10 protein-coding genes and 1 pseudogene are annotated in these 11,149 nt (G+C 57.3%); 7 read left to right on the plus strand and 4 right to left on the minus strand.

What is annotated here, in order from left to right; translation table 11 throughout:
• Nucleotides 1-66 precede the first annotated feature (66 nt).
• Nucleotides 67-861, plus strand: coding sequence for an HpcH/HpaI aldolase/citrate lyase family protein (locus AC0IW7_RS09080; RefSeq protein WP_471817288.1), 795 nt, complete (start codon nucleotides 67-69; stop codon nucleotides 859-861).
• 70 nt (nucleotides 862-931) lie between these two features.
• Here AC0IW7_RS09080 and AC0IW7_RS09085 read toward each other — a convergent pair whose 3' ends face one another.
• The 3 genes from AC0IW7_RS09085 to AC0IW7_RS09095 form a co-directional block, all read right to left on the minus strand.
• A complete protein-coding gene (locus AC0IW7_RS09085) occupies nucleotides 932-1,888 on the minus strand; it encodes an SDR family NAD(P)-dependent oxidoreductase (protein ID WP_471817290.1) in 957 nt (318 codons plus the stop codon).
• Between the two features lie 72 nt (nucleotides 1,889-1,960).
• Nucleotides 1,961-2,281 carry a 2Fe-2S iron-sulfur cluster-binding protein gene (locus AC0IW7_RS09090; RefSeq protein WP_471817292.1) on the minus strand — a complete coding sequence of 107 codons (321 nt, stop codon included), beginning with the start codon at nucleotides 2,279-2,281 and terminating at the stop codon, nucleotides 1,961-1,963.
• Between the two features lie 25 nt (nucleotides 2,282-2,306).
• A complete protein-coding gene (locus AC0IW7_RS09095) occupies nucleotides 2,307-3,563 on the minus strand; it encodes an NAD(P)/FAD-dependent oxidoreductase (RefSeq protein ID WP_471817294.1) in 1,257 nt (418 codons plus the stop codon).
• Between the two features lie 311 nt (nucleotides 3,564-3,874).
• On the opposite strand from AC0IW7_RS09095, the gene AC0IW7_RS09100 reads away from it, so the two are divergent.
• The 6 genes from AC0IW7_RS09100 to AC0IW7_RS09125 all read left to right on the plus strand — a co-directional run bounded on the left by AC0IW7_RS09100 (nucleotide 3,875) and on the right by AC0IW7_RS09125 (nucleotide 10,587).
• Nucleotides 3,875-4,651: an SDR family NAD(P)-dependent oxidoreductase gene (locus tag AC0IW7_RS09100; RefSeq protein WP_471817296.1), complete on the plus strand. Its 777-nt coding sequence runs from the start codon at nucleotides 3,875-3,877 to the stop codon at nucleotides 4,649-4,651.
• Between the two features lie 87 nt (nucleotides 4,652-4,738).
• On the plus strand, nucleotides 4,739-6,076 hold the full coding sequence (locus AC0IW7_RS09105; RefSeq protein WP_471817298.1) for a cytochrome P450: 1,338 nt from the start codon (nucleotides 4,739-4,741) through the stop codon (nucleotides 6,074-6,076).
• A gap of 69 nt (nucleotides 6,077-6,145) precedes the next feature.
• Nucleotides 6,146-7,750: a GMC family oxidoreductase gene (locus tag AC0IW7_RS09110; protein WP_471817300.1), complete on the plus strand. Its 1,605-nt coding sequence runs from the start codon at nucleotides 6,146-6,148 to the stop codon at nucleotides 7,748-7,750.
• Nucleotides 7,747-8,508 (plus strand): enoyl-CoA hydratase/isomerase family protein, encoded by a 762-nt coding sequence (locus AC0IW7_RS09115; protein WP_471817302.1) that lies wholly within the window; start codon nucleotides 7,747-7,749, stop codon nucleotides 8,506-8,508. Before AC0IW7_RS09110 ends, AC0IW7_RS09115 begins: the two co-directional genes overlap by 4 nt.
• Before the next feature lie 30 nt (nucleotides 8,509-8,538).
• Nucleotides 8,539-9,696: a serine hydrolase domain-containing protein gene (locus tag AC0IW7_RS09120; protein ID WP_471817304.1), complete on the plus strand. Its 1,158-nt coding sequence runs from the start codon at nucleotides 8,539-8,541 to the stop codon at nucleotides 9,694-9,696.
• Nucleotides 9,697-9,996: 300 nt separating this feature from the next.
• Nucleotides 9,997-10,587, plus strand: a complete 591-nt coding sequence (locus tag AC0IW7_RS09125) for a helix-turn-helix domain-containing protein (protein ID WP_471817305.1) — start codon at nucleotides 9,997-9,999, stop codon at nucleotides 10,585-10,587.
• A 216-nt stretch (nucleotides 10,588-10,803) separates the two neighbouring features.
• Here the strand turns inward: AC0IW7_RS09125 and AC0IW7_RS09130 are convergent.
• Nucleotides 10,804-11,076 (minus strand): annotated as a pseudogene (locus tag AC0IW7_RS09130) (alpha/beta fold hydrolase); the annotation flags it as partial.
• Between the last annotated feature and the right edge of the window lie 73 nt (nucleotides 11,077-11,149).

Here is an 11,149-nt window from a genome sequence, read left to right on the forward strand (position 1 = left end):
CAACGTGAACTGGGTTTCGCTGTGGCTGCTGATCCTGTTCTTGGCATTTATGAGTTTGAGGTAGCAATGCGTACTTATCTGTTTGTTCCCGGTGATCGCCCGGAGCGATTTTCCAAAGCGCTGGCGGCGGGCGCCGACGTGGTCATCCTCGATTTGGAAGATGCCGTAGCGCCATCGAATAAAGCGCTGGCCAGAGAGCAGGTTCGCTTGGCTGTTGAAGCTGGTGCACAGGTGATGCTGCGGATTAATGCCTACGGCAGCCCGGACTTCGCTGAAGACCTGCAATTGCTACGCGGCCTGCCGGTTAAAGGGGTGATGTTGCCCAAAGCTGAGACCCCTGCGCCAATGCTTGAGTTGGCCGCAGTAACCGCTGCGCCGATTATTGCGCTGATCGAAACAGCCCTAGGGCTCTGGCAGGTGTTGGAGGTTGCCAAGGCGCCGCATGTAGAGCGCTTGGCCTTTGGCTCGATCGACTACCAGGTGGACGTTGGTTGTGATGGCAGTGACGAGGCGTTGCTGCATGCCCGTTCACAGATCGTTCTGGCGTCACGGGTGGCTGGCTTGCAGGCACCTGTTGACGGTGTCTCGGTGGTGTTGGATGACGAGGCGCTAATCACCCTGGAGTCACGCCGCAGTCGGGCGTTGGGGTTTGCCGGAAAACTGTGCATTCACCCGCGGCAGGTGGCCGTGGTCAATCAGGCGTTCAGCCCGTCGAGCCAAGAATTGGAGTGGGCTGCAAGAGTGGTTGCGGCGACTGAGCAGTCTGGCGGCGCGGCTGTTTCGGTGGATGGCGCCATGGTTGATTTGCCAGTGTTGTTGAAGGCGCAGGGTTTGCTGGCAATGGTCAATCCGGCCAGCTAAAGCTATCGACTACTGAGGCCTTATTGCCAGCCGTTGAAGGCTGGCAATAAGGAGTAGTCGTCACGCCGGATTAGCGGCTTTTGTTCATTGTGCGATGGATGATGTTGAACTCATCGGCGAGCGATTCAGGGATGCTGAAGTCGCCAATCTCGGCGATTTGCTGGAAGTGCTTGGCCAGCTCATCGGCAGTCGCAGGCACATCTCGCGGCCCGGTCCAGCCTTCGTTTACGCCGATAAATGCGCGGGCGTAGTGGCCTACTGAGGCCGAGTAAATGCCGCGGGTGCTGGTGCAGGCTTCGCTGGCGAGAAAGACCACCAGCGGCGTAACGAATTCAGGCAAGTAGGCGTTGCCGAGCTTTTCGCCAAACGCCGCGTATTGGGCGCCAAAGGCTTCCAGTTGCTTGGTGTCCATTGCCGCTGCCATGCGACTGTTGGCGGTGGGCAGCAGGGAATTACAGAGTACGCCATGTTCCTTGCCTTCCTGTGCTAGCACATTCATCACCCCCAGCAAACCTGCCTTGGCTGCGCCGTAGGCAGCTTGTTGTGCATTGCCGAACGCGCCAGCAGCCGATGAGGCGAAAACTATGCGGCCATAGCCTTGCTGCTTCATTACCTTGTAGGCCGGCTGGGTAACGTAGATGGCGCCTTTTAGATGGACGTTGATGATCGAGTCGAGAATCTCGTCATCGATGTCCTCGAACAGGGCATTGCGTAGGTGCCCGGCATTGTTGATCACCACATCGACGCGGCCAAAGCTGTCCATCGCGGTGCGCACAATGCTTTCACCGCCCGCGCGGGTGCCGACCGAATCGTAGTTCGCCACAGCCTGGCCACCGGCGGCACGAATTTCATTCACCACCTGGTCGGCCATGCTGTGGGAGCCGCCTTTGCCGTCGAAGCTGCCGCCAAGGTCGTTTACCACCACCGAGGCGCCTCTGGCGGCGAGATCGAGTGCATAGGTGCGGCCAAGACCACCGCCGGCGCCAGTAACGATGGCCACACGGCCTTTGAAGTCCACTGCACTCATCTGTCTTTCCTCTTCGCGCTTATTGTTGTTTTCGTGCCGTAGCACCGCTGGAATTTCAGTCGCTCAACGAATTTAGGTCTGCGAGGCTGGCAGCTTGATTACCAAGCCATCCAGCTCTGGTGTCATGACGATCTGGCAGGTCAGCCGACTGGCATCGGTGACATCCATCGCGCAGGTGAGCATGTCGTGTTCGTAAGACTCGGCGGCCGGCATGTGCTCGGCCCAGTCCTTTTCCACGTATGCATGGCAGGTCGCGCAACTGCAGCTGCCGCCGCAGTCGCCGAGAATGCCCGGTACTTGGTTGTTGACGGCGGCTTGCATGATCGATTGGCCAACGTCCGCGTGTACGTGCTGTTCGGTGCCATCGTGTTGAACGAAGATAATGGTCGGCATGATTTTTTTCCTGGCGAAGTAGGAGTCAGGCGCTCGCTAACAGGTCTTTTAGGGATTGGCTTTCATCTGCCAAACGGGCAGCGTCGATTTGAATTTTTTCGCTGATAAAACGCTTGGCCAGCATGAATTCAGGTGGGCGGTTTACGGTGTCAGCGGCCAGCATGCAGCCGTCCTTTAAGTAAAACGCCGAGAACGAATTGCTTTCGATGTCGCCGCGAATAACCAGTTGTTCGTAGCCTTGGGAAAGCCCGACCATCTTCAACTTGAGCTCGTACTGGTCCGACCAGAACCAAGGAATCGAGGCATAGGCTTTGGGCTTGTCGCAGATTGACGCGGCAACACAGCGCGCCTGCTCTAGGGCGTTAGGTACGGACTCTAAACGCAGGCGTCGGCCCAGCAACGAGTTGGGGTGGTTACTGCAGTCGCCGGCGGCATAGATGTTGGGGTCGTTGGTTTGACCGAACTCATCAACCAGGATGCCGTTATCGGTGTCCAGTCCCGCTTCCTGCGCCAGCTCTACATTGGGCAGTAGGCCAATGCCGACGATCACTAGGTCAGCTGGCACCACACTGCCATCGACACAAAGCACTGCCGACACTGCATCGCCCGAGGGCGCCAGCTGTACATCCATTACTTGCGTGTCGGTACGAATATTTACGCCAGCCTCGCGGTGACGTGCTTCGTAAAACGCTGACAACTCGGGGGCAGTTACGCGGGCCAAAACCCGTGGCAGGGCTTCGAGGACGGTGACGGTTAAACCGTGCTTGATCGCCACGGCGGCCACTTCCAGGCCAACGTAACCGCCGCCGACAATGACCAAGCGCATGCCAGGTTCGAATTGCTGGCGAATGCGGTCGACATCCTGAAGGGTTCGTAGGTAATGGAAATTACCCGCGCTTTCAGCTTGTTGAATGTGGGGGATAGGCAGGGGCCGTGGTCTGCCGCCAGTGGCCAAAATTAGGCGGTCGTAGTGGGCTGTTCTGCCATCGGCTAAATGGACCAGTGAGGCTTGTCGGTCAATTTTGCTAACCCGCACGCCGCTGATGATTTCGACGTTAGCTTTGTCGTAAGTCGCCCGTGGCTTGATCACCAAGCTTTCTGCTGTAGCAGCGCCAGACAAATAGGCTTTGGACAGAGGAGGGCGATGGTAGGGAAGGTGCGGCTCTTCGCCAATAAGCAGAATGCGCCCTTGCCAACCATTGTCGCGCAGGCTGGTCGCTAGCTCGCCAGCGGCATGTCCCGCGCCGACAATAATCGCAGTGAGCGAAGCAGATTCGATCATTTGGCACCCATTAGACGGTCTGCTCTAAGCAGTTTTTTATTTTTAGAACGCTGTTTGGCATTCTGAACGACGGTCTTGGGCGCTGTCAATTGTAGGTGGCTACCCCTTGGGTGTGGGGAGTTTCAGTCTGATGGAAGTCTTTGGCGCTGAAATCCGAGGTCGATTGTTCAATATTATTGAAATATGCCTTCAGCTTTTTCGGGTTTATCCATGTGTGGCTCGTCGCATAGATTGCATCGCAATTATCGGTTGTCTGCATAACCTCTCGCCGGTTTGTGGTCGCTGAGCCTTTCACTCCCTGGGAATTGAGCATGAGTGTGCAAAATATGTTTCGCCTTGACGGCAAGACTGCTGTGGTCACTGGGGCCGCTGCGGGGATTGGTCGCTGCATCGCTGAGACGTTCGCGGGGGTTGGTGCGCGTGTCATCGTCGCCGATCTCGATATAGACGCCGCGCGCGCCGTTGCTGAGTCCATTGAAGCCGCCGGGGGGCAGGCGCAAGCCATTAAGGTCGATGTGTCCAATGAGGCGCAAGTGTGCGCCCTGTTCGACGCGGCGCGTGCAGCCTATGGCGGGCTCGACGTGCTGGTGAATAACGCCGCAATCTTCCCCAAGCGCCCATTTTTGGAGGTGGATACAGAGTTTTGGGACCGTCTTCAAGCGATCAATCTGCGGGGCACTTTCCTCTGCTTACGCGAAGCCATTCGCCACATGCGCGAGCTGGGCGGTGGTTCGATCGTAAATATTTCCTCGGTTTCCTCCATGCAGGCAGTGGTTCATCACAACGCCACCTATAACGCTAGCAAAGCCGGGGTTAACAGCTTGACGCTGACTACCGCGCTGGAGTTTGGTCCTGAGGGTATTCGGGTGAACGCCGTACTGCCTGGCGGCATCCCAACACCCGGCGCGCGCGCGGCGTCGGCCGCCATCGAACTGAAGGGGCCAATTCTCAGTCCTGGGCGCTTGCCGCTAGGGGGAATGGGGGGTGTGGAGGATATTGCTAATGCCGCATTGTTTCTCGCCAGCCCAGCTTCCCGCTACATTACAGGGCAGTTGTTGGCAGTCGATGGGGGATTTCTAATCAGCTAATCCGTCGAGAGAGGTCTGCGCAACGAGGAGCGAGCAAGGGCTTGCGAACTCGTTTTTCCTGCTATATGTTGAACGGCGTTCGCATAAATGAACTTGCGTGCCTGCAGGATAAGCTTGCTGCCGTTGCTGTCAGCGCCGCGCGCGTTCAACCTCTTGTTGAAGCCGGAGAATAATAAAATGGGTGCAGTGCAGGCTATCGAGGATTTTGATGATCCGTCCTTCAATCCGTTCATGGAGGATGCCTTAGTTTTCGGCGACCACCTCGACCCCTACGCCAAAATTGCCGAACTACGGCGTGCTGGCTCCGTGCATGAAGGCGAGTACCGGGTAATGATGGGGCTCTACCCGGACATCACCTGTCCCGAAAAAGCGCCGCACTATGCCGTCTTTGGCTATGACGAAGTGGCGCAGGTATTGGGTGACCCGCAGACCTATACCAACCACGCCTACACCTACAATCTGGGCATTAGTTTCGGGCGCAGCATTTCCACCATGGACGCCCCCGAGCACCCGAGCTACCGCCGTATTTTCCAAAAAGCCTTTCTGCCGCAAACAGTCGCGGCTTGGGGCGATGAATTGGTTGACCCGGTGGTGCACGACCTGATGGCCAAGTTCGCCGACCGCGGTGAGGCCGATCTAGTACAGGAATTCACCCTGCATTACCCCTTCCATATCATCTACCGGCAGTTGGCATTACCGCCGGAAGACGTCAGCGTTTTTCATAAGCTGGCGATTGCCCAAACGGTTGTGGCGGTGGATATCGAGCACGGTACCGAGGCATCACGCAAACTCGGTACCTACTTCAAGCGCTTAGTTATAGAGCGGCGAGCCAATCCGGGTACCGACTTAATCAGCACCTTGGCCCTGGCTGAAGTGGATGGTGAGTACCTGCCCGAAGAAGTGTTGATCTCCTTTCTACGCCAGCTTGTGAACGCCGCTGGCGATACCACCTTTCGCGCGACCAGTGTGTTGCTGACTGCCCTGTTGCGTCACCCGGAGCAACTGGAAGCGATTCGCCAGGACCGCTCGCTGATTCCCCAGGCTATCGAAGAGGCGTTGCGTTGGGATGGGCCGGTATTGATGCAGTCGCGCTACACCAGCAAGGCCACCACCCTGGGCGGCGTCGACATCCCGCAAGGGGCGTTTATTGATGTGATTGCCGGCTCCGCCAATCGGGATGAAAGCAAGTTTCCCGACCCGGACAGCTTCAACATTTTCCGCAAGCCCCAGCATCGGCACTTTGCGTTTGCCTTCGGCCCCCATGTTTGCATCGGCCAGCATTTGGCGCGGGTGGAGATGACCCGTGCGCTCACCGCGATCTTGGACAAGCTGCCTAACCTGCGTCTGGACCCGGATAAACCCGTACCGGCGGTACGCGGCAGCATGATGCGGGTACCGCATTCGATCCATGTGAAGTTCGACTGAACTTCGCTCCCAGGAGTCCACCTGCCTGATACCGCATGGGTGTCAGGTGGGTAAGCGAGACAAGCAAATATGAAGGAATTCGACTACATCATCGTCGGGGCGGGTTCGGCTGGCTGTGTGCTGGCTAATCGGCTCTCGGAAAGCGGTCAGCACCGCGTTTTGCTGATCGAAGCAGGCCCTGAAGACCGTAACCCGCTAGTGGCTATGCCCAAGGGTTTTGGCAAATTGCTCATGGACCCCAAACACGCTTGGCACATTCCCGTCACGGTCGACCCGCAAAGTGGCCGCACCCAGGAAATCTGGGCGCGTGGCAAGCTGCTGGGTGGCTCCAGTGCGGTGAACGGCATGGTTTACATGCGTGGTCATCCTGCCGACTACAACGAGTGGGAAGCTAACGGCGCCACCGGGTGGGGGTGGGACACGATGGCTAAAGCTTTCCGTAGCATTGAAAACCATGCGCTAGGGGAGAGCGAAAACCGAGGTGGCAAAGGTCCGCTGAAGATTTCCCCCTATGCCCAGCGCAATGCCATTGGCGAAACCGTTTTAAAGGCCTGCGAAAGCCTGGGCCTAAAGCGCAAGGAAGACATCAACGAATTGGATCACGAAGGTGTCGCCTACCTGACCTACACCATTTCAGGTGGGGTTCGGCAGAGCTCAGCGCGCGCTTTCCTCAAGCCAGCTCGCGGGCGCAACAACCTCGAGGTGCTGACGGACACCCAGGTGCAGCGAATCACTTTCGAGGGTACGCAAGCCACCGGCGTGATGGCACGTACCGGTAATGGCGAAGCCGTCCCTTTCCGCGCGCACCGTGAAGTTATTCTGTGCGCTGGCGCGCTGGAATCGCCGCGTCTTCTGCAACTTTCCGGCGTTGGCGATCGCGAACTGCTGGAGAAGTGCGGTGTTGCGGTGGTTGCCCACAGCCCCAATGTGGGTCAGAAAATGCGTGAGCACTTGCTGTATTTCCTGCAAGTACGGCTACGCAATTGGCGCGACAGCCAAAACCGGGATTTTTCCGGCGTGCGACTATTCAAAAACGCCCTGCAATACCTGCTCACCCGCACCGGGGTCATGTCGCTCGGCTCTTATCAGGTAGGGGGCTTTTTCCGCACCCGTGCCGGACTGGATCGCCCGGACGCGCAGTTGATGATGGCGCCCTATTCAATGGACTTTTCCTCGCCGACTTATCAGTTCGAGACCTTTCCAGGCATGCAATTGTTTGCCTATCCGCTACGCCCGCGCAGTTTGGGCAGCGTGACGATTGAGTCGGCCGATGCTGCGCAACCTGCGCGCATTGTCACTAACTACCTGAGCGACCCGTACGACCGCGAGGTGTCTATTGGCGCGTTCCGCTATATGCGTAACGTGATCCACAGTGCGCCCATGAGCCACTTGGTAATGGAAGAGACCCATCCCGGCGTTAAGGTGCAAACCGATGACGAGATCATCGAAGAGTTCCGCCGTCGCGGTCAGTCGGGTTACCACGCCTGTGGTACCTGCGCGATGGGTTCCGAAAGCGATGCCGTACTTGATCCCCAGCTTCGCGTCAGAGGCGTGAATGGCCTGCGGGTAATGGACCTGTCGGTGATTCCGTCGATGATTTCTGGCAACACCAATGGCCCGATGATGGCGATGGCCTGGCGCGCCGCCGAACTGATTCTGGAGGACGCGCAATGAGCAGCTTTGAATCCTATGCCAATCAATTCGCCAACATCGAACTGATCCAGCGCGACGGCATCGTACAGATGAGCTTGCACAGCGACGGTAACGCGCTGCAGTGGGGCGCGCTGGATGGCAGCATCCATACCCAGTTGTGCGAGTGCTTCCGGGCCATCGCCAGGGACGCCAGCGTACGGGTGCTAATCCTTACGGGGACGGGCGACTCCTTCTGCGCTGGGATGAATATGCAGGAGATCCCCAAGGAACCCATGGCCCAAGGCTGGCATCGGTTGCTGCGTGAGGGCAAGGACCTGCTGATGAACCTGCTCGACATTGAGGTGCCAGTGATTAGCGCCATCAATGGGCCTGCCTACATCCACGCGGAAATTGCGGTGCTGTCGGATATCGTCCTCGCCAGCGAGAACGCGGAGCTGGCCGATATGGCGCACTTCATCTACGGCGTGGTGCCTGGCGATGGCGTGCAGGTGGTGTGGCCGATGCTACTGGGGCCAAACCGTGCGCGTTACTTTTTGCTCACGGGCCAACGCCTCACTGCTGCTGAAGCACAGACGCTGGGTGTGGTTGCCGAAGTGCTGCCGCAGGAGCGACTACTGCCACGAGCGTGGGAGTTGGCGCAGGACATCGCGCGTCAGCCGCCACTCACTGCTCGCTATACGCGAGTCGCGTTTACCCAGCCATTTAAGCGTCGATTGCTCGATGAATTGGGTTATGGCCTGGCCCTGGAAGGCTTGGCAATTATCGCGCAGAGCCAGTGACCCATTGCCCTAGCAAAAGAGGATTTCGCAATGCAGCAGAATTTGGATTCGCGCGCCCAGGCCATCGTACAAAAGGCCCTGGACCATGCAACGACAGTAGGCGGTGAAGTAGGTGTGCAAGTGGCGGCCTACCTCAATGGCAAGCTGGTGATCGACGCCTGGAGCGGCGTAGCAAACCCCGACTCCCAGCAGGCGGTAAATGGCGACACGCTGTTTAACGTCTACTCGGTGACCAAAGCGGTGGCAGCCACTGCACTGCACATTTTGGCGGAGCGGGGGCACATCGAGTATGACGCCCCAGTGAGCCGTTACTGGCCCGAGTACGCAGCCAACGGCAAGGGCGCGACGACAGTTCGTCACGTTCTTACCCATCGGGCTTGTGTGCCGCAGATGCCGGCGGATGTCACCCCAGAGCGCATGTGCGACTGGGACTGGATGACCAACGCTATTGCCAACCTGGAGCCACTCGCGGAGCCCGGTAGCAAGACCCTCTACTTGTCCATGACGTTTGGCTGGATTGTCGGCGAACTGGTGCGTCGTGCCGATCCTAAGCACCGCTCGCTCGGTCGCTTTGTACGCGAGGAGATCGCCGAGCCACTGGGGATCAGTGACCTGTGGATCGGTATTCCCGATGGGGTGGAGTCGCGTGTGGCCAAGCAAGTCAACGCCATGCTCGCTATCCCCGCCGAATATTTGCCACCGCTGTTCCTGGCGTCCATGCCTGAGCAGGTAGCGCTGGTGCCGGAAGTGTTTGAGCGTGCAGATGTGCGCCGAGCGGAAGTCGCGGGAGTGGGGGGTATCTTCAATGCTCGCTCCGAAGCCCGTTTCTGGGCCTTCCTTGCCAACGGCGGAGAGTTAGATGGTGTTCGTTTGCTGTCTGCCGAACGCGTGGCAGGGCTGAGTACGCCACGGGCCAATAGTGAGGAACCGGATCCAGTGATGTTTGGCTTCCCCATCCCCATCACCGTGGGTGGCTTCTGGTTCGGTGGTGAATATCCACCGGTCAGCTGCGTGCGAAATCCCCGAGCCATTTGTCATCCGGGGCAGGGCAACTCAATCGGTTGGGCGGACCCTGACCTGAACCTTGCCGTCGCCATCTGCCACAACAAACTGTTCAACCCAGCCTCAGTGGACCAAGACCCACTATTGCCTATTGCACAGGCAGTACGTGAGGCGCTCGGCTTGTAACTGGCAGTAGTGCCGGGAGCCAATAGCGCTCTGGTGAGCGCCGTCCATGCCATGGGCTAAACGCTTGCCAGGGCTGTTTCCACCCATTTAGGGCGGTTACCGTTAGTTCGTGGTGATGTATAACAATAAGCCAGATTGTGTTTGGGGTCGGAAAATTTGAGTTGGCTGTTCCAGGCTGATATAAATGCGCGATAAGCAGACGCGATGATCTGCAACTCACTTGCTTAAAATTAGACTATGTCAAACTTGCGAACAAAAAGGCGGGTTCCAGCGCAAAGTCGAGGGACAGTACGTGTTTCTTTGATTCTTGACGCCTGTGCGCGCTTGCTGGAAAAAAACTCAAGCTCCAACTTCACCATGCATGGCCTCGCTGAAGAAGCGAAAACCTCTATTGGTTCACTTTATCATTTCTTCTCCGATAAACAGGCAGTGCTCGACGCACAGGTCGCACGCCATGTGGCAGGAAGCATGCATGTTCTGGAGAAGTTAAATTTAATACCCGCGCAGCAGTGGATTGAATGGCCCGCCCATATGGTTATTCGGGAACTTCATTTGCTCAATATTAAATACGTCTCCGAAAACCCCGATGTGCGAATTTTATGGAATGAAGCAAGGTTCAATACAAAAAGTGGCTCAAGCAGTGTTTTCGGCATAGTAGGGCTATATAAGAAAGTCCTCTCCTTGCGCATGCCTGCTTTGGATGAAGTTGAGATTTCAACCTACTCCCAAGCGCTATACCGGATACCTATGGGGTTTCTGTTATGGGATGTTCCGGGTAATGACCATCGCTCTATGGATATCTTTTCGCAGGAGGCTCCGCGGGCCTTATCTGCTTATCTGGAAGCGATTGAAAGGGAATACGCCAAGTCTCGCGTCACGTGTGCCATATAAGCTGAATTGCTGCCAGGGGCACTGTTCATATCAATGACCCTCCATTTGTCAGGGCGAGGTTGGCAATCGTGGTGCCTACCGCCTGCGTGAACACCGCTAATATCGCTCAAGCGGCGGATCATCTCCGTTGCGACCCTACGCTCTATGGTTCAGTCCTGAGCACTTGGGACCGCCACGTGCGGGTCCAGGCACAGAGGCCCCTCGAAACCTAATCCCTTAGGTACTTCTCCAACTGCGCCAGTTGAACCCACTGTTCTGAAAGTGCATCCGCGATCCGAGATCCCTAGCCCGCTGCACTTCTAAAAACGCCTGTGCCGAGATTGTAACTACGGCACTGAGCTTCTCAGGGAAGAGCGCCACGCACATGGCTGCCATTGCCCCTCCAGCACTGTGTCCTCGCGCGACAAAGTTCCCAATCTGAAGCCCGGTCATTAATTGAGGAAGAAAGCGTTGAGCTTCGTCCTGAATGATGTCGGACGAAAGCGCCCTAGGGAATGCGTCCGACTGACCAAGTCAAACCCATCATAGGCAATCACTTAAAGCTGAGTGGTTGGGCAGAGTT

This window comes from Pseudomonas sp. AC229 (genome assembly GCF_979254655.1).